Genomic DNA, 17961 nt, shown 5'->3' with positions numbered 1-17961 from the left:
GGCCGCCGTGACCGCCGCCGCCGACGTGGTCGTCGCCGCGGCGGGCCGCATCGGCCTGATCTCGGGCAAGCACGTCCGCGAGGGCGCGGTGGTCATCGACGTCGGGACCAACGAGGCTCCCGACGGCAAGATCGTCGGCGACGTGGACGCGGATTCGGTGCGCGGCAAGGCCGCCGGACTCAGCCCCGTTCCCGGCGGCGTGGGCCCGGTCACCACGGCCTTGCTCATGCGCCACGTCGTGATCGCGGCCGAATCCCGCTGAGCAAGCGCTCTTCGCGCCCGGCGGGCCCGCGTCTGGTCGGGCAACTCCAGCGCCGCGGTGATCCGGTCGACCGGGACGAGGACGGCACGCGAATGCGACGGGTGTGCGAAGAGGCGATCACGCGCGCGTGATGGCGCTGATGAGGGTGCGGTCGCCGTCTTTGGCGGTGGTGACGAGCTGTGGGTTGTAGGTGACCGGTTGCTGCCCGGGGCGATGCTCGGTGATCACCACGATGTATTGGCCCGCGAACGCTCCCGGCGTGATCGCGACACAGTGGGTGGTGCCCGCCGGGATACTGTCGATGCCGCGTTGGATGGCGTCGGCCGTCTGGACGGCGGCGTCGGCGGTGGTGGTGGAGCGCACCTGCTCGCCCGACCTGGTCACGTAATACGCGTGCTGGAAGGCGAAGATCACCGCGGGCCCCGAATCGAATCCGCCCGCGCCGTTGCCTTGGATCCGGTTGCCGACCCGCTCGGCGGGACACTGTGCGACCGGCGCCGTGGCGGTGGCAGGCGCGGACGGCGCGGGCGCGACGGCCTGCGGGTCGGAGCCTCCGGTCCCGAACTGCAGATAGGCGGCGAAGGCCAGCGCGGCGAGACCGAGCGTGCCGAGCAGGGGCACCGCCAACCGCCGTCTCGCGCGGGGCGCGGGAGAGCGGTCGATCAATCCCGAGAAATGATCTTCGTACCGGTCCGGATCGGGCTCGGGTGCCGGCGCGGGGCCCGGCGGCTGCGCAGCGGCGGCCGGTTGATCCACCCACGCGGCCCACTCGCCGCGATAGTCCTCGTCGCTCGCGGGCGCTTGTCCCGGCCCGCCGGCGCCGTACGGATTGCCGCGGTCGTAGCCGGGTCGTGCGCTCATCTCCGGTCGATCCATTGCCCCGCCCTTCATCAGGTCCCCGCCAGGTTATCCGCATCGCCACGATGCGGGAACGCCTCGCGGGGTTCACAATTGAGCCGTCGCCCTCCGCGCATGATTCTGCCCGGTGCGTCGATCACGCACACGGGCGCCGTCACCGCGCCTCCTGCTCGCCGGTGTCACGCGACACGGCGTCGTCTCGCACGAGCGCGCGTCCGCCCACCTGGGGTGGATGAGTTCCGAGCGCGAGATCACCGCAACAGGGTGAGCCATTCGTGCTGCGGGTAGTGGGTGGACATGTACGTCCGGACCGTCGTGCGCTGGGCGTCGTCCAATTTCGGCCAGGTCCGCTCGAGGTCCTCGCGGTCCTTCGGTCTGGATTGCTTGACCTTGTAGATCAGCACCAGTTCGGGGCGCAGGTACCGGACCCTGTCGGCGGCGATCCAGGTCACCTCGTCCAGCGGGGCGACCATGGCGGGGTCGCGCCGGTTGACCCAGGCCCCGTCCTGTCCGGGATTGAGCAGGAGGTCGATCAGCCACGGCGACCGGGCGCCGGCTCGCAGCCAGACCTGGTCGGCATTGTCGGCCACGTCGGGGTAGCGGTCGTCGACAGGGCGGATGCCGTCGGGACCCGCCGACCAGATGTGCAGACGGCCTCGTGCCGCGGTGCGCAGGGCGGGCAGATCGGCGCGGAACATCGCGACGTCGACGTCACTGTGCTCGCGCCGGGTTCCGGTGAAGGCGTCGATCGCCCAGCCGCCCGCTACCCACCACGGGGCGCCGATGTCGCCGAGGACCTCGCCGACATCGGCGGGCGTGACCCGTGCCCAAGGCCCCCAAAGATCTTGGAACGCCGCCTCTTCCGCGTCACGCGGCGGTGGAATCGGAAACTCGCGCACGCAGTGGCCCTCCCGTCGGGTGTGTCTTCAGACGCTACCCGGAGGAGGGCGCCGCTCACCAGTGCGTGACGACCGGGTCGCCGATGTCGAGGGTGTGATAGACCCACTCGGCGTCAGCGGGGGAGAGGTTGAGGCAGCCGTGGCTGACGTTCGCATACCCTTGCTGTTCGACCGACCACGGGGCCGAGTGGATGAAAACCCCACCCCAGGTGAGGCGTTCGGCGAACTCACCGTTGATGACGTAGCCCTCCGGCGAGCTCAGCGGAATGCCGATGGTGCGGGAGTCGAACACGATCCGGCGGAACTTCTCCAGCACCGGCCAGGTGCCGGTGGGCGTCTCGTATCCCGGTTTGCCCATGGAGGCGGGCATCGTCCGGACGACCGTGCCGCCGATGGTGACCGTGAACGTATGCGCCGACATGTCGGCGTCGCCGAAAACACCTGCGTTGGTGCGGAATTCCGTGCGCGTGCCGCCGACCGAAACGAGGATGGTGGCGTCTGCGGGCAGGAACCCGGTCGGCGTCCACACCACCTCGCGATCGTCGGTCCACGCGAAAGTGCCCGGCAGCGGCCGGGTGGTTCTGATATCGATGGATTGTTCCGTCTGCGCGCGATTCGCGACAGGTGCGGCGAAACGAATGGTCACGGGATGAGCCACGCCCACCACCTGGCCGCTCGAGGGTCCGATCGCCGCCACCGTGGGCGTCGACGGCTTTCCGATCATCGTCGCTGCCGCCGCGCCCGATCCGAACGCGGCCAGTGCCACGATCACGGTCGCGAGGAACAGGTATCGAATGGCGCTCCTCATGGCGTCCACCCCTTCGAGATGGTGTGGTGGGCAAGGAACATTCTAGGGCCGCGTGATCAACTCGGCCACGGATAGAACTGGTCCGTGGTCCGGTTGTGACCGGGGCACGCCCACCACAGACCGCTTACCCCGTCGGGCACGGTCGAAACAGGCCGCGCCACGGCGTGCGAGATCCGTCAGCGGGAGGGGCCCGCCGCCAGCGGTTCCGGTTCGGTCGCCGCTCGCGCGTCGAATTCCGCTCGCGCGGAGAGGATTCGATCCTGATGCTCGACGGCCCACACGCCCATGGCGTGACTGATCGCGCCGATGCTCGTGCCGAGTTCGGTAAGCGAATACTCCACTCGCGGGGGCACCGTGGGGTAGACCGCGCGGCGCACCAAGCCTTCGCGCTCCAGGTTGCGCAGCGTTCGGGTGAGCATCTTCTGGGTGATGCCGTCCAGGCGGCGGCGCAACTCGTTGAAGCGGATCGGCCCGTCCTGGGCACGCAGGACGCTCAGGACGAGCATCACCCACTTGTCGGCGAGGACGGCCAGAACCTCCCGCGCAGGGCAGTGGTGCAGGTAGTTCTCGACCAGACCGGCAGCGTCCGGCCGGTCGCAGACAGTATCCATCGGGTACCTCGATATCAGAAAGGTGCCTTCTACCGAAAAGGTACCAGCACCCGCAGACTCGGTACATGCTCGCAATCAGGCAATACACATTCGGTGGCCCGGAAGTGCTCGAACCGGCCGAGGTCGATCGACCGCGGCCCGGCCCAGGGGAGGTGCTGGTGCGAGTCGCCGCGACCAGCGTGAACCCGGCCGACTGGAAAGTGCGCGCCGGACTGATCGGGATGGCCGTCGATCCACCACTGACCCTGGGATTCGACGTGTCAGGTGTCGTCGACGAACTCGGCCCCGGCGTGCATCGGTTCGCGGTCGGAGATCCGGTGTACGGCATGGTGTTCGGCGGAGCCAACGCGGAGTACGTGGTGGCGCAGGCGCACACACTGGCGTCGAAGCCGGCGAACATCGACCTCGTCCAGGCCGCCGCACTACCGACCGCGGCGTCGACCGCGTGGCAGGCGCTGGCCGCGCTCGGCGCCGGGCAGCGAGTGCTGGTGCACGCGGCCGCGGGCGGCGTCGGCCATCTGGCGGTGCAGATGGCGAAGCATCGCGGGGCGTTCGTGATCGGCACCGCGCGTGCGGCCAACCACGAATACCTCCGCGGGCTCGGCGCGGACGAAGTGATCGACTACACGGCGGTGGGTTTCGAGTCCGCGGCGCGCGATGTCGACATCGTGCTGGACCTGGTCGGCGGCGAGTACGGATCCCGCTCGCTCCGAGTGCTCCGTGCGAACGGGAGGCTGATCGACACCCAGGGCTCGGACGCCGAAGCCGACCCGCGCTACGAGCGTTTCTATGTCGAACCCGCCGGAGCGTCCCTGCGAGAGATCACCACGATGGTCGAGCGCGGGTTCCTACAGGTGACGATCGACCGGGTACTCCCGCTCTCGGAAGCGGCGCAGGCGCACCGGCTCAGCGAAGCCGGGCGAGTGCGCGGCAAGATCGTCCTGGTCGCGTGGAACCCGCCTGACTGAACATCCCGAGTCGACCGTAGGCGCGGCGCGGTTATCCGCGAACCGCGTGCACGACGTCGGCGTGCAGGGCGTCGGCCCGCGCGGTGAGCTCGTCGATCCGCATCAGGACCGGGGCGAAACGGTCGCCCTCGGCGGCGGGCAGCGACGCCACGTTGATCTCGATATTCAGCTGTGAGGTGGTGGCGGCGGAGCGGCACGCCGCGGCGGCCGCGCCTATGTCGGTGACGACGTTCGGGTTCCCGATCGGGAACAGCTCCGTGGCCAGCGACAACACCTCGTCGGCTTCGTCGACCACCGCGGCGGGCACGCGGGCGGCCTCGATCAGCGCGGCCTCGATCGCGGCGGTGCGCGCGGCGAGCTGCTCCGGTGTGTCCTTCGGCAGCTTGTAGGCCGCGCCGACGGCCGTGAACGCGGCGGCGTCGGCGTCGGCCAGCGCGAGCGCGCGCCCGCGGGCCTCGTCGGCGGCCTCGATGATCCGATCGACCACGGGGCGGTTCTCGGCGTCCTTGGCGCGCGTGGTGTAGCGCGCGACCATCGCCACCAGCGCGGCGCCCTGCGCGGCGTGCAAGGCGGCCACCGCGCCACCGCCCGGTGCGGGGATCTTGGCGGCCAGATCGCTCAGGTACTGCGCGAGGGCGACCTCACCGAAGGACGGCGCAGTTTCCGTGGACGACGTGCTGGTCTGCGACACGAGGATGTTGCCTTTCGTTCTACGGCGAGGACCGGACCGGACTACCAGGGAAACGCTACCCCGTGGCGCCGATCGCTCGGCCGGGACCACGCCTTGCCCCGCGTTCGCCCGTGGCCGGTGCGCGGCCGGACCCTACCCGCCGTTATGTTGAGTGCCATGCGGATCGGATTGAGCATCAACTACTCGGGGGGCTTCAAAGAGGCGGCGGCCGAAGTCGCCGACCTCGAGCGGGCGGGCCTGGATGTCGTGTTCGTGCCCGAGGCGTACTCGTTCGACGCCGTGAGCGCGCTCGGCTACCTGGCCGCCAAGACCACCCACTTGCAGCTGGCCTCGGGCATCCTGCAGATCTACACCCGTACCCCCAGCCTGACCGCGATGACCGCGGCGGGCCTGGACTTCGTCTCCGACGGGCGTTTCCTGCTCGGGCTCGGCGCCTCGGGCCCGCAGGTGGTCGAGGGCTTCCACGGCGTGCCCTACGACGCGCCGATCGGCCGCACCCGGGAACTGGTGGAGATCTGCCGGAAGGTCTGGCGGCGCGAACGCCTGGAATACCAGGGCAAGCACTACCAGATCCCGCTGCCCGCCGGGCAGGGCACCGGCCTCGGCAAGCCGCTGAAGCTGATCAACCACCCGGTGCGCGAGCGCGTCCCGGTGCTGCTGGCCGCGCTCGGCCCGAAGAACGTGGAACTGGCCGCCGAGATCGCCGAGGGCTGGCAGCCGATCTTCTTCCTGCCGGAGAAGGCGCGGCAGGTGTGGGGCGACTCGTTGGCCGCGGGCCTGGCCAAGCGCGACGCCGCCCTGGGGGACCTGGACGTCTACGCGGGTCCGGCGCTGGCCATCGGCGACAACGTCGAGCCGCTGCTGGAGTTCGTGAAGCCGCATCTGGCGCTCTACATCGGCGGCATGGGCGCCAAGAGCAAGAACTTCTACCACACCCTCGCGACGAAGTACGGCTACGGCGCCGAGGCGGACCGCATCCAGGAGCTGTACCTGGCGGGTGAGAAGGAGGCCGCGGCCAAGGCGGTCCCGGACCAGCTGGTCCGGGACATCTCCCTGGTCGGTCCGGCCGGCTACGTCAGGGAACGGGTCGCGGCTTTCAAGGAGGCGGGCGTCACGGTGTTGAACGTGGTCCCGATGGCGGCGACCGCCGCCGAGCGCGTCAAGCTCGTCGAGCAGTTGCGCGAACTGGTGTGAGAATGCCGCTGCCGCCGTCGGCCGATGCGACGGCGGCAGCGGCTCGGGTCATCTCTGGCGCAGCGCCGCCAACGCGGCCTCCAGCGTCGAATGCAGCGCGAACACCTGATCCAGGCTGGTCATCTTGAGCTGGCGGCTGGTCGCCGGGCCCTCGGCGACGACCGCGATCGCGGTGGTCGCGCCCGCGCGCTGGTGGGCTGCCACGAGCGTCGCCATGCCCGCCGAGGCGAGGAAGCTGACCGCGGTGAGGTCGATGATCAAAGCCGCGGGTTTGCCGCTGAGAATGGCATCGATCGCGTTCTCCAGCGCCGGGGCAGTCGCCAGATCGACCTCGCCGGCCACCGTCAGCACCGTCGCGCCGTCCTGCGCCGCGACCGTGGTGGTCATCGTGTCCGCGAGGGGATACGCGTCTCCGGAAGTGTTGGTCACAACACCACAACACACAAATAGCGGCGGATTCGCAACCTTTGAGTGTTCATAGCACTCACCCTACCTCGTTCGGCCGGACCGGCTCGCCGAGGCGGCGGCTACAGCGGCAGCAATCGCGGATGTCGCCGCGTTAGCGGGTGAGCTTCAGCGATGAGCACGGGGACCGCTTCGGCCGGCTCACTCGGCGACGGCAGACGTAGGTGAAGGCGGCCGAGCCGTAACTGGAGCCACGGTCGGTGTGTCCGGCGTAGGGACGCGCCGCGTGCCCACATGGTGCCGCGCCGCCGTCATCGAATACGACGCCGAGTGCTCAGCAGATCCGCTGTGGCCGGTCAATAGCAGATCTGTTCATTGATCGGCGGCAGTGCACCCGGAATCGTTGCTATCGCAAGCATGTCCGCCGCACACCGGGATTGTTCTCGGCCGCCTCCCTGCACGGACCACAAGGCGCTGGTCGGCCGTTTGCACGGCTCAGCTCCGGGTCGTGCAACGGCGTCGCGCCGGTAGCGGCTGGCGCCGGTATGAGTGAGCTGTCGCGAAGGTGGAGTTGCTCGACGCGAGGGTTGCAGGACGGTTCACGCGGTCGGAGTCGTGGGCGTGCGCGTGAGCGTGTGAGGGCGTTGGCGGCGCAGGAGTGTAGTAGATGGAAGGTGATATGCGAGAAAATCGAACATCCAAACGACTGCGGGTCCGGTATCTCTCTACGTTCCGACACAGCTGATGGCGTTGTCAGCACGCTGCTTCGGCCTCGGCGCAACAGTTCATTGCTTGCCGCGGAGGCGGCGGAAAGCCGATCTGGCATGATGCACCCATACACGATATCGGCGCTGGAATCCAGCCGGGCGCTCGTCCACACCATCGACGACATGCTGGAACGGATCGACCGAATTCGCGCCCGGCGTCCATCGCCGAGTTCGCGAGTGATACCGGAAGTGGACGGTGTCGGACGTCTCACCGATCTGTACATCGCCGACGGAACGATCGCGAGTTTCGCGAGCAGTCAAGAATTGACGGTCGAAATCATGGCAGCGATTCGTGACAGCACCATCGACGCCGCGCGGCAACACGAACTCGCCGTTCAAGAAACGGCCTGGCCCATTGTGCCGTGGCCGCAGCCTTGACTCGTCGGTCCGGCCGGCAGCAACCAGGAGGAAGGTCATGGCGGATTCGGAGGTCTCGGAGGTCGGCGATGCCGAATCCGAACCGGATCGGCGGAATACGATCTACGAGGTGTTCAACCCCGACCATTCGGTCGGCGTAGCATGCGACCGCAGCGGCCTGATCGTCGGGCTGCACATCGGCGACGTATGGGAGCAAGCGGACAGCTGGCTTGCCGTCGAGATTCTTCGGGTCGCCAAACTCGCTCGCGTGAAGTCTCAGGTTGGTCGGCGAGCGGAGTTGCTGCACGATGGCGCCTTGCCGCACGTCGCAGAATCGCTCAGGCTCCCCACCGAGGCCGAATACCGCCGCATGGAGAAGGTTGAGTTCGGTGACGCCTTCTGATTCCACTGTTCCCCGCGGTGGGCATTCTCGGCAACAGGCAGTCGGCTCAAAAGGAGAGAGTGTGGCGATATGACTACCGAGTTGAATCAGGATCCGGAGCACTGGCGCAGTCTGCGCGACGCCAATCACGGTGTGGCCCCGGTCTTTCGTGAGCAGGCGAAAAGCGATCCGGCTTACGTTGCCGACTTCTTTTCGAGTAAAGGATACGCGGCCAACGCATTTTTGGAAGGGTTGGTGAAGCCGTATCTCGGTGCCCGTGAGGCCGGGTGGACCTCGGTAGCCGACGGCCGTCAAAGCATAGGCGACACCTCGCATTCGACCGCGAGTGTCATCGAGGACGCGGATGTGGAGGGCAGCGTGTCGGTTCGGTGGGTGTCGCCGGAGGCATGAAGCCCAGGCGGCCACGTATCCGGGTAGGAGGATCGGTATGGCTGTTACCAGCGTGGGCACAATTTGCCGTCATGCGTGTGATCGGGAGGCGTGCTGATGGGTGAGTACTCCGCCAGACCGCTCCAGCCGGGTGAGGTGTTGCGCATCGCTCCCAATCAAACGCTCCAGGCGGGTCAGTGGCTGATCTCGCCGAATGGTGAGTACCGTATGGGGCTCGAAAACGGTAAGTTGGTCATCAAGCATGATGCCAGCCCAGGTGCCCCGGTTTGGGAGCAACCTGGGAAGGACGGGCGCGAAGCCGTGGCGATAGTTTTCGACACGGAAAAAGACGGCGACGACAACAGGCTGGAACTTCGTGATCGCCGCGACAAAGAGCTTTGGGGCGCCAGTGCCGAGCACGAGGGCATCAGAGGCGCTGCCGAAGAAGGCGAGTGGGAAGACTATGACGACGACGCGGATCATGTGCCGGCACAGTACGTTCTCACGAACGACGGCCAACTCCTCTTGGTCAAGGACAGATTGCCCGACGATTGGAACGGCGACAACCTCACTCTTCAAAGCCCGAACGTTCTCTGGGCCAACGATTTCGTATATGCCAAGGCTGCTGCCGATCGAAGGGAGGCGGCAGCCCATAAAAGGTATGTACAAGGACTGGATCGCGATCCGAAAGAAGGCGATAAACTCGCGGACTACCGGCTGGAGATCAGGGTCCCCCCAGGCACCGCGTCTCCGCTGCTGAAGTCGGCCATCGCTACGGCGAACTCCCAGCTCAACTATCTAGCGTTCCAGATGGGCCAGAAGAAGAAGCCCGACGCCTTGCAGTCGCCGGACAAAGGCAAGGACACGAACCCTTGGGACGACAATCTGCGCCTGCACGAAAATGTCATAAACAGCGTTTTCCTCGGGTCGGTGCCCAAGCCTGGAGAGACGGGCGAGTCGGTGGACGCATACAAGTCGACCGAGTCCATGCTCACCGATTTGGCGGGGCGGTGGCGTGCCATGGACGAGAAGTTCAAGGTAGCCGACCAGGCCTTGACTCTCGATAACGCTCAAACTTACAAGCGTATGTACGATACGGTACAGGACGCTCACGAAAAGATCTGGGCTCATCTGAAAACGGGTACGCTATCGGCAATGTCAGGCCAGCCGCCCACTGAACTCTACACTGATTTCGGCATCCAGGACATGTCCGAGGAGAAGCACGTCTACGAAATCATCAGAGATACTGTCGACAGCTGCGCCAAGGAGGTCGCCGACTATACCAATCGGGCTGCGGGGCTTGCGAAAGAATTCGGTGATTTCCCGGGATATCAGAGTCCGAAGAGTGACGGAAATAATGGCAACAACGGTGCCGGCAATGGCAACAACGGTGCCGGTAACGGTAACACCAGCGGCAATGATGCCAACAATGGAGACAATGGTGCCAACAACGGAAATAGTGGCAACAGTGGTGCCGGCAATGGTAACAAAGGCAACAATGGAATCAGCGGCGCCCCTTATGTAACCGGCAACCCGGCTGCACCGTTCAACGGTGCTCCGCCTCCGGTTCAGGACACTTCCACGCGACAAGCGGAACCTCAGAACGAGGATCTGAGCTCCACGTTCGACGATCTGGTCGGCGATCCGGGCATCATCCCGTCTGGTGATGACACCCCGTCCACGGTGAGCGCGGGCAGCGGTGAGACGTCCTCGCGTCCGGACTTCGGCGCTGTGGTGCCGGCAGTGCAGCGGAGCGGCGCCGAAACAGGCTCGGCGACCGGTACGACCACCGGACAGACGGCCGCCAACACGCCCGCCGCAAATGGGAGCGGCATCGATATGAGCCAGATGATGGCGATGGCCGCCATGGCGCAGATGGCGAATCAAGGTAACCGCGTCCCCGGCGATGACAGAGCCCACGAAGACCGAGATGCGCGTGAAGAGCGCCAGCGTGACCGCGACCGTGACCGCGCCGCCTCCGTTGCCCCCGCTACCAATCCCGGTGCGCAGCCGGCTCCTCCGGGCGCAACCGCGCCGACGTACACGGGCTCTGCGCCGCCGGTCAATGCTCCAAGTGGAATGGTGGACTACCAGATCGGCAATTCAACCGTTCAGGTGTCCCCGCCGGTGGCGGAAGCATTGCAGCGGCAGACGCAGAACACTGCCATCGATGCGGTGGCCGCATACGCGGGAACCGCTGGGGAGCCGACAGCGAACCAACCGTGGGCGACGGTGAACGATGTCGCCCAGTTGGCGACCGGCGATATCGTGCAGTGGGAGAAGCACAGTGCGCTGATCGTGAAGAACGAGAACGGCCTCAATATCTTGGACAACGGTCAGCTCATTCTCTTGGAGCCCAATAACCCACCGTTGACCGAAAAGTACGGCAGTTTCACCGGCTACTTTCACCCGACAGGTCTGAACGTCAATCCCGATACCGCCGATGCCGGAACTGCGGCAGCACCACCTCCGCCGAGGGTGAGCGTAGTGCAGCCCGGCGGTCCGCCGTCGGTCAGCCTGCCGCATGTCTGAGCGGCTGAGGCAAACGCCCGGTGGTGACCTGCTCTGTCGCTACCGGGCGTTCCATAGGTGTGCTTCGATCGGCAACCGCCGCGCCGCGCATCTCGGATTCAGTCGGTGGCCGGAAAGCGGATGATGCTGTTCCTCGGCTGGGTCGGGGAAGTGTGACCCGCTGGTGGGCGTTGCGGGAGTCGCAATTGTCACTTCCGGCGAAGAGTGTATCGGGTACCGCGACGACTTGTCGGAGACTACCGCTTGCCGGTCGCGACGTTCGCTCGTCGGTCCAAGTTACGGCTTCGGTCCCACAGTGCTTTGTGGTGATGCGCGGGAACTCCCGAATCAGCCTACAGACCGCAGGCTCGGGTTCGACTCCGGGTGCAACGCTTCGTTCGGTGCCGGGACATCGGACGCGGCCGACTGTGTCGGGTCAGCGCTGTTCCGTAACTCCTCGAGCGTGGCCAGGACTTTTCGTGCGTGTGCGACGACACGGTGCCCGGCCGGGGTCAACGCGACTCTTCGGCTGGTGCGCTCGAAGAGCCGAACGCCCAGTTGACGTTCGAGACGCTGGATCTGTCGACCGAAGTGCCCGGCCGAAACGTAATGTAGTTGTGAAGCGCGGCCGAAATGCAACTCCTCGGCCAGGGTGACGACCCAGCGAAGCGACTCGATCTCCACATCTTCCTCCCATCAACTGAGTCAGCAGCGCGAACCTGCTTGCCGCATCCTAAAATGCGCCAGTCACAACAAGTCCGCATCGGTGACCTACCGAACGCGTACGCATGCGCTACCTAAACAGGGGGACTGCCCGCACGGCGGGCGTCAACTTATCGAAGTGGTTCGCATGAACTGCAACTATCTGCTCGGACTCGGAAGTCACCGTGTTGCGGGCCGTCTCATAGAGGTTGACGGCCACGAGTCGCGTTCCATGTGGGTGGTAGATCCTGACCTGACCATCGCCGGCGCAGGATCGCCGAGATCGCATCCGCATGTCGTGCTCATTCTCCTCCGAGGTACTTCCCGAAACGCCGAAGACGCCCTCTGAAAGTGCTTCCGAGCCATCGCTCCTCCAGCAGGGCTCGCCACTGTGAGAGGTCGCTCAGATACTTTTCGACGCTTTCCGGTGACGTGCCGTCGAGCTGATCGGCGCTTACCTGCTTCAACTGCGCATGCAGATGCAAATTCACCAGACCCTCCAGTATGTCGAGCCGTCTCAGCACGTAGATATGTCCTGATGCGCTTCGTCGCAGCGCGGCGATGTCCGCGCGCCACTCCTGGAAAGTTCGAGGGTTCGGCTGGTATGGCACCAGCCCCCTCCCCGAGCTGTTGCGCAGCCGTTCGAGGATGTCGAGGGTTTCGGCAAGGTCCGTGCTCATCGGTTCCAGTTCGTCCGCTGCGTGTTGCTCGATCATGGCGAATACGGCGAGGACTTCCTCGAACCAAGATGTTCTGTTCAGACGTGTGTATTCTGGTTCCAAGCCGAGTATCCGTTGCCGGATTTCCATGAGCTTCGCACGCGGGTAATCGTGCTTTTCGCCTCGGTGTATGGCCTTGAAATGTTTGGCGAACCCTTCGAACACGTGTGGTTGACCGAATGCATTGCTGTGGTCGATGCCGACTGCTTTGAAATGGTGCATGAGCCGCCAGTTGCCACTTCCGTGCTCATGACGGTCCCATGGCCGAACCAGTTTGTCGCCCAATCCCAGCCGTTTCGCGCCCGGGGTGCGAAATACATATTCCCAAGCATCGCCGGGGTAGGAGGGATGTGCCTCGTCCGCGCCCGTGCCGGGGACGTACTCCATGAGAAGGACGAACTCGGTGCGCCGCAGTACCGCGGCTGCCCACGCTCCGACGGCTCGGTAGGTCAGTGCCGCCAGTTCCTCGGCGTCGCCATGCTCGGCGCTGCGCACTGTCTTCTCGATCACCCGGTAACCGTTGTTGTAGGTGACCAGAACGACTTGCTCGGACATTGTCGGATCGGTGGCATCGCCTTTGAGGACCTGACGTTCGCGTTCGCCTGAAGCGATGGCCTCTTCGGCTTTCTCGGCGAAGGAACGTTGGTCGGCGAGGTCGCGCATCCACGCGATATCGTCGTCGTTGGTGTAGAAACGGATCTGCGTCTCCGGTTCGGCGCATTCGCCAGTGGTGGGCTCGGCAGTCAAACGTCCGTTCTCGCCGATCCGCACATGCCAGTACTCGATCTGCAATCCTTCTCGGGCCGCCCAATCCCGTAGACCCGGTCGCACCTCGTCCAGCAGGCGCTGTTGACCGCGCAGAGGCGAGGCGACCACGACGCGTTCGTTCGGGACCAACCCGATCCACTCGATCTGCTCGTTGCCGGGTACCGGGCCGGCTCCCAGGGCCCGGACCACCTCAGGTCCGGCCAGCACCGCCATCGCGGTCCTGACCTCGTTCTCGTACCGGCGGGCGGCTTGGACGAAAGGTGGCAGCTCGCGCGCACGCCTGATGATTTCACGGATCCCACGCCCGGATCCTTCGTCGGCCAAGACGTAGCGCGCCACCGCATCGAAGACACCCCTGCGCAGTACGGCGTCGAAGCGATTCTGCTGCCGTGAGTCCAGATCTCGAAGCCACTGCTCGATCTGGGCGGCGTTCTTGCCGTGCAGGTCGTCGGGATCGATCTCGGGATGCGGCAGCAGCATTTCCGCCTCTATTTCCGCCGCGTCGTGCTCTGCCGCGCCGAGGACGCCACTGACGAAAGAGGGCGGATCCACGAGAACACTGTCGCCGTTCTCGGATCTGTTCACCGGTGTAGCAGTTCGGTCCGTGCTTGGGGGTGGATCGGCGCCTGCGGACTCATCGGGAGTTGGTTTCCCCCATTCTTGACCGTTGTCAGGGTCGTGGTGGAAGCCCAGGAAGGGGTCCGGACCTTGGATTCCACGGCGGTGGCCGAGCGGCTGTCGGCGTGGGCGAAGCTGTGGAAGGCCGAGGGCTGCGCGTTCATCGATCTCGTTTTCGGAGCGCGCATCCCGTGCCGCGGGTTCTCTGCCCGGCTCGGATGAGGATGCCTGGCGGACGGGCCCCAGCCGCAGGTCCTGGGTCTCCCGCGCACTCGTCGCCGGCGGAAGCGTCGGGTCGTTGCCGGCGGGAGCTGCCTGGAAAAGCCGGTTGAAATACATTCGTATCTCGTGGGCAATTTCATCGCTCGAGACGAATCGGTGAAGCCCTCGAGGGTCCATGACCCACTCCGCGAAGGCTTGCGCGAAAGCCTCCTCCGGCGCATCGAAGTAGTGGTCCCAGTCGGCGTCTTCCCCGATCGAATCGAGCCACTTCTCGTGTAGCGAACGCCACTCCGGCAGGCCACTGAGTGGTGATCCTTCGATACCGTATGCCCAGTCGACGGCATGCCCGAACTCGTGCAGTACGAGGGATGGAGAGTTGAAGCGCGCCGCCGCTCCGGAGTCGACATACAGCTGCCGTTCCAAGAACAAATATGCGCCGGGAACTTCCTCCCATCGGCGCTCGCCAGGGCCTTCGGGATTTTCGCCGACCAAGTGCTCCATGCCGGGCAGTCGTGATAACGGTGTCCTGCCGATGACGATGGCGCTGTCGTCGCCGAGGCTCATGTCATCGAACACCCGCTCGAGTATGTGCCGCGGCATCCAAGAGATATCCTGCTGCACTGATCGGCTTTCCGAAGTGGCATCGATGATGTCGAGGAAGGGGCCGCCCTCGGGCGGGCGGAAGCCGACCGTGAAGTAATAGCCGGCATTCTCTATCTGTACGTGATCGCCTGGCTGCAAAGTGAACTGTGTGCCCGACTCGATAACGTTGTCGTTGACGTATAACTTCTTCTTTCCATGGCCACGCACCCAAACGCGACCCGAAGGGTAGGCGCCGAGGGCGAGATAGTCGCCGAACGTCTTCGGGTCGATGAGGGATCGATCGGTCGGGAGCGTCGCACCACTCGGTCCGAGTAGCGCCGGATCTCCGCCGCGTACCAGAGCGAGAGATCGTGCACCGCCGGGGCCGTTGAGCCTTACTTCGGTCGAGCGTGGGGTGCTGTCGTGGGAATCGTCCGAGAATTGTGCGGAGCCCACGAATGGCCCGGAGCGAATTTGGTCCCCTGGGTGGAGATGCACGGGACGGTCGCCGACCTTGGTGTGATTGACCCATGTTCCTGTCGAGGAACCCAGGTCGCGCAGGAGAAGTCCGTCTCGGGTCCGGTGGATGATGACCTGCCCGCCTGCGATCGCGACTTGCTCGCCCACTCGGAGATCGTGAGGCGGTATGTTCTCGTCGTCGGAAAGCCGCAGCTGCAAGGATGACTGGTCACCGACCCGAAGTGGCGCGGAGACTGGGGCGAAGGCTGTCGTGTCATGGGACTCGACAGACTGTGTCGCGCTCGCCGGAGTAGGGCTTCTGTGGTGCTCAGGCGGTGCGCTCGTGTGCCATGGAGTCGGTTTCGGCTCTCGCGGTCTATTCTCTGTGGACGCTGATGAGGTGTCGAGTTCGTTGCTGAACGCCGCATTTTTCCCAGCCGGATTCCGTGGGGAAGTATGAGGGCTCGATGCTTCTACGCTCAGCGGCGGTGTCTGCCGGTGGCTCCATGGTGTCGGTGTCGGTGTCGGTGTCGGTGTGGGACTGGGTGAATCATCGCCCGTGGTGGGCGAAGGCGAATTCTGCTGCGGCGACTTCGCCTCGTTTTGCGCGTGCGATGGCAGTTTGCGAGTTTCGCGTCGGCCGGACCCATCGGGTTGGTCGCCTAGCGAGGCCTGGGCGCGGGGGACAGGACGGTTCGACTCCACAGGATCCGCAGGGCGCGGTGGGAGCGCCCAAGGTGAAGGTCGGCTGTGCTGAGGGAGGCCGCTGTGATCGAAGATGTAGGCGAGGTCGTCGGGGTGTGGGCCGGGAGCGCTCGACGGGTTTTCCGGTGCGCCTGGGGTGTTCGAGTCCGGGGGTGTGGCGTATCGGGTGGGCAGGACGGGGTTGTCCGGGGTTGCCGGGGCCGTGGCGGGGAGGTGGGTGCCCGGCGCTGCTTGGTGGCGTATGGGAAGGGTGAGTTCCCGGGCCGGCGGGGCGTCGGGGTTTACCCCCGTGTTCGAGTCGTTCTGTGAAGGATCGGGAATCGGCACCGCCGGGTGGTCGCGCGGAGGCATGGCCGGTAGGTCTGTCGGCACGTCGGACGGCAGGTGCGGGACCACCGGCACAACATTCGGCGGGACGTCGGGCTCCGGCATACTTCGGCCGGGTATCGGCATGTAGTCGGTCTGCGGGACCTCATATTCCTCTGGTGTCTGCATCGGGTACTCGGGCACGACGGGCGTCGTAGGGTCCGGTACGTAGCTGGGGACGACGTTCGGGAAGTAGGGCGCCTGTGGGGGAACGAATTCCGGCGGCTCGGGCGGAAGGTCGTCGCCGGCAAGCCGCGGTGGGTTCATCCGGCCCACCGGATCGGTCGCATCCGGCTCCCGGGAGCGGTCGGCATCGGTCACCGCGCTTGTGGACGGCAACACGGAGGGGGCCGGCGGCGTCGTATCTCGGGTGCTGCTGTGGGTCAGTTGGGGCGATGCGGGTTCGGTGGGCTGCGTGGGTGAGCCGAGGTGCGTCCCGCTGGTCATGTGCGGCTTGCCGGCGAACGGCGTCGGTCGCATCGTCTCGGATGCGGCTGTCGGGGCGTTCATCGACATGGTTTGGTTTCTCGGCTCGGCAACGCCGGGCACCGGGGAATCTGCCTTCGGATTCGGCCCGCTGACTTCTGCGCCGTCAATCTGAGGAACGTTCTGAGTATCGGTCGTGGCGGCGGAGTTCGAGCGTGGTTCGGTATTCGTGTGCGAGCCAAGGTCTTCGGTCGCGGTGAGAGGCGCGGGCGTGGTGTCGGACGTCCGCACCGAAGGAACTGCGGCATCCCCACTCGCCGGATACGGGGATCCGGCGAGTTGCGCTTCCAACTTCGCGAACTCGGCGTCGAAATCGAGATTGCCGACAGCTCGGTCGTCGACCGTGGTTGACCCCTCGTCCGGTGTTTCGTGGAGTGGCCGAGGTGTGGTGATGTCCGCGTGACCAGCTGTCTCCTCCGCCACCAAGTACATCTCTCCGTCGAATCCGTATTCGATACGGAAAGAATCGGTATGAGCACTGCTGCCGTCTGTGCCGATTTCGCTGTCGAGCGCGGGGCTGTCCGGTTGCATGCCGGTCCTCTCGGTGATCGCGCCGACGCCTCCTTGATGCTGCTGCGCGTGCGCATGACTGAATCGGGATGCTGTTGTGACCGAACCGCTTTCGATAGGTGCGGCCACGGCGACGGATCCGCTTTCGGCAGGTGCGAGTACGGTGGCCGAGCCGCGTGCGATCGAGGTGTTGCCCCAGGCGGGCCATGCGCCGCCGCGTCCAGGGGATGGCTGTGCCGGGGAGGGCGTCGGCCCGCCCGGTGGATGGTCCGACGCGATCACGGGCGATCGCAGTCCGCCGTTTCCGTCCGGCGGTTGCCCAGGGGCATCGCCTCTCATGAACGCGACCAAGACTTCGCGCTCGGATCCGTGCGCGTTGTCGAACAGGTCGCGGAAGATCTGATCGCCTTCAGCCATCATCTCCGGCGTCATGCCGACCGGCCGGTCCGTGGAACCGTCGCCGACCCAGGGTTCGGGACGTATCGCTCGCGGCGGGTCGGTCTGACCGGTGGCGGATACGTGTTCGGGCGTCGCTGAATGTGTCCAGGGCGGCTGATGGTCGCTGGGCGCGGATTCCCTGGCTGATGGGCCGGGGTCGGGCGATAGGCCTTGATCTGGTGTGGCGACCGGTTCTGGTAGCGCTGAGTCCGGCGTGAGAGCCAGGTCGGGTATGCCTGCGTTCGCCCCGGCACGTGCCGCTCGTGTTGACGCTCCGGCCGAT

At 65.8% G+C, this 17961-nt stretch carries 14 protein-coding genes and 1 pseudogene; 7 read left to right on the top strand and 8 right to left on the bottom strand.

Features of this window, described 5'->3' with window-relative positions; translation table 11 throughout:
* A pseudogene (locus ON27_RS15615) lies at nucleotides 1-262 on the top strand (bifunctional 5,10-methylenetetrahydrofolate dehydrogenase/5,10-methenyltetrahydrofolate cyclohydrolase); the annotation flags it as partial.
* Between the two features lie 117 nt (nucleotides 263-379).
* On the opposite strand, the gene ON27_RS39900 reads toward ON27_RS15615, so the two are convergent.
* From ON27_RS39900 to ON27_RS15595, 4 genes are all read right to left on the bottom strand, one after another.
* Nucleotides 380-1123: a DUF8176 domain-containing protein gene (locus ON27_RS39900; protein WP_051046644.1), complete on the bottom strand. Its 744-nt coding sequence runs from the start codon at nucleotides 1121-1123 to the stop codon at nucleotides 380-382.
* 248 nt (nucleotides 1124-1371) lie between these two features.
* Nucleotides 1372-2019, bottom strand: a complete 648-nt coding sequence (locus tag ON27_RS15605) for a nucleotidyltransferase domain-containing protein (protein WP_051046643.1) — start codon at nucleotides 2017-2019, stop codon at nucleotides 1372-1374.
* Between the two features lie 55 nt (nucleotides 2020-2074).
* Nucleotides 2075-2827, bottom strand: a complete 753-nt coding sequence (locus ON27_RS15600) for a L,D-transpeptidase (RefSeq protein ID WP_043726776.1) — start codon at nucleotides 2825-2827, stop codon at nucleotides 2075-2077.
* Nucleotides 2828-3003: 176 nt separating this feature from the next.
* Nucleotides 3004-3438, bottom strand: a complete 435-nt coding sequence (locus ON27_RS15595; protein WP_051046642.1) for a winged helix-turn-helix transcriptional regulator — start codon at nucleotides 3436-3438, stop codon at nucleotides 3004-3006.
* Between the two features lie 65 nt (nucleotides 3439-3503).
* Between ON27_RS15595 and ON27_RS15590 the strand changes: the two genes are divergently transcribed.
* Entirely contained in the window at nucleotides 3504-4406 is a 903-nt protein-coding gene (locus ON27_RS15590) for an NADP-dependent oxidoreductase (RefSeq protein ID WP_043726774.1), read from the top strand.
* A gap of 31 nt (nucleotides 4407-4437) precedes the next feature.
* Here ON27_RS15590 and ON27_RS15585 read toward each other — a convergent pair whose 3' ends face one another.
* The gene (locus tag ON27_RS15585; protein ID WP_083887602.1) at nucleotides 4438-5097 is read right to left on the bottom strand and encodes a cyclodeaminase/cyclohydrolase family protein; all 660 of its coding nucleotides are present in this window, start codon (nucleotides 5095-5097) and stop codon (nucleotides 4438-4440) included.
* Nucleotides 5098-5253: 156 nt separating this feature from the next.
* Between ON27_RS15585 and ON27_RS15580 the strand changes: the two genes are divergently transcribed.
* Nucleotides 5254-6291, top strand: coding sequence for an LLM class F420-dependent oxidoreductase (locus tag ON27_RS15580; RefSeq protein ID WP_043726771.1), 1038 nt, complete (start codon nucleotides 5254-5256; stop codon nucleotides 6289-6291).
* Nucleotides 6292-6339: 48 nt separating this feature from the next.
* On the opposite strand, the gene ON27_RS15575 is transcribed toward ON27_RS15580, so the two are convergent.
* Nucleotides 6340-6678 carry an STAS domain-containing protein gene (locus tag ON27_RS15575; RefSeq protein ID WP_043726786.1) on the bottom strand — a complete coding sequence of 113 codons (339 nt, stop codon included), beginning with the start codon at nucleotides 6676-6678 and terminating at the stop codon, nucleotides 6340-6342.
* 692 nt (nucleotides 6679-7370) lie between these two features.
* Here ON27_RS15575 and ON27_RS15570 point away from each other — a divergent pair.
* The 4 genes from ON27_RS15570 (at nucleotide 7371) to ON27_RS15550 (ending at nucleotide 11124) form a co-directional block, all read left to right on the top strand.
* On the top strand, nucleotides 7371-7841 hold the full coding sequence (locus ON27_RS15570) for a hypothetical protein (protein ID WP_245559965.1): 471 nt from the start codon (nucleotides 7371-7373) through the stop codon (nucleotides 7839-7841).
* A gap of 37 nt (nucleotides 7842-7878) precedes the next feature.
* Nucleotides 7879-8223, top strand: coding sequence for a hypothetical protein (locus ON27_RS15565; protein WP_043726769.1), 345 nt, complete (start codon nucleotides 7879-7881; stop codon nucleotides 8221-8223).
* Between the two features lie 69 nt (nucleotides 8224-8292).
* Complete coding sequence (locus ON27_RS15560) at nucleotides 8293-8613, top strand: hypothetical protein (RefSeq protein ID WP_043726767.1); 321 nt, start codon at nucleotides 8293-8295, stop codon at nucleotides 8611-8613.
* Nucleotides 8614-8709: 96 nt separating this feature from the next.
* Nucleotides 8710-11124, top strand: coding sequence for a hypothetical protein (locus ON27_RS15550; RefSeq protein ID WP_157227206.1), 2415 nt, complete (start codon nucleotides 8710-8712; stop codon nucleotides 11122-11124).
* A 327-nt stretch (nucleotides 11125-11451) separates the two neighbouring features.
* On the opposite strand, the gene ON27_RS45825 is transcribed toward ON27_RS15550, so the two are convergent.
* Both ON27_RS45825 and ON27_RS41275 read right to left on the bottom strand, forming a co-directional pair.
* Nucleotides 11452-11787 carry a LysR family transcriptional regulator gene (locus ON27_RS45825; RefSeq protein ID WP_051046640.1) on the bottom strand — a complete coding sequence of 112 codons (336 nt, stop codon included), beginning with the start codon at nucleotides 11785-11787 and terminating at the stop codon, nucleotides 11452-11454.
* 320 nt (nucleotides 11788-12107) lie between these two features.
* The gene (locus ON27_RS41275; protein ID WP_083887601.1) at nucleotides 12108-17672 is read right to left on the bottom strand and encodes an FHA domain-containing protein; all 5565 of its coding nucleotides are present in this window, start codon (nucleotides 17670-17672) and stop codon (nucleotides 12108-12110) included.
* Between the last annotated feature and the right edge of the window lie 289 nt (nucleotides 17673-17961).

The sequence above is a fragment of the Nocardia asiatica NBRC 100129 genome (assembly GCF_000308415.1).
Lineage (GTDB): Bacteria > Actinomycetota > Actinomycetes > Mycobacteriales > Mycobacteriaceae > Nocardia > Nocardia asiatica.
This window is presented reverse-complemented; position numbering and strand designations above follow the sequence as displayed.

Bases quoted from the DNA above. Each gene is read 5' to 3' on its own strand.
- ON27_RS39900 (WP_051046644.1), bottom strand. From the start codon at position 1,123: ATGAGCGCACGACCCGGCTACGACCGCGGCAATCCGTACGGCGCCGGC.
- ON27_RS15600 (WP_043726776.1), bottom strand. From the start codon at position 2,827: ATGAGGAGCGCCATTCGATACCTGTTCCTCGCGACCGTGATCGTGGCA.
- ON27_RS15595 (WP_051046642.1), bottom strand. From the start codon at position 3,438: ATGGATACTGTCTGCGACCGGCCGGACGCTGCCGGTCTGGTCGAGAAC.
- ON27_RS15590 (WP_043726774.1), top strand. From the start codon at position 3,504: ATGCTCGCAATCAGGCAATACACATTCGGTGGCCCGGAAGTGCTCGAA.
- ON27_RS15580 (WP_043726771.1), top strand. From the start codon at position 5,254: ATGCGGATCGGATTGAGCATCAACTACTCGGGGGGCTTCAAAGAGGCG.
- ON27_RS15575 (WP_043726786.1), bottom strand. From the start codon at position 6,678: ATGACCACCACGGTCGCGGCGCAGGACGGCGCGACGGTGCTGACGGTG.
- ON27_RS15565 (WP_043726769.1), top strand. From the start codon at position 7,879: ATGGCGGATTCGGAGGTCTCGGAGGTCGGCGATGCCGAATCCGAACCG.
- ON27_RS15560 (WP_043726767.1), top strand. From the start codon at position 8,293: ATGACTACCGAGTTGAATCAGGATCCGGAGCACTGGCGCAGTCTGCGC.
- ON27_RS15550 (WP_157227206.1), top strand. From the start codon at position 8,710: ATGGGTGAGTACTCCGCCAGACCGCTCCAGCCGGGTGAGGTGTTGCGC.
- ON27_RS41275 (WP_083887601.1), bottom strand. From the start codon at position 17,672: ATGACGCCGGAGATGATGGCTGAAGGCGATCAGATCTTCCGCGACCTG.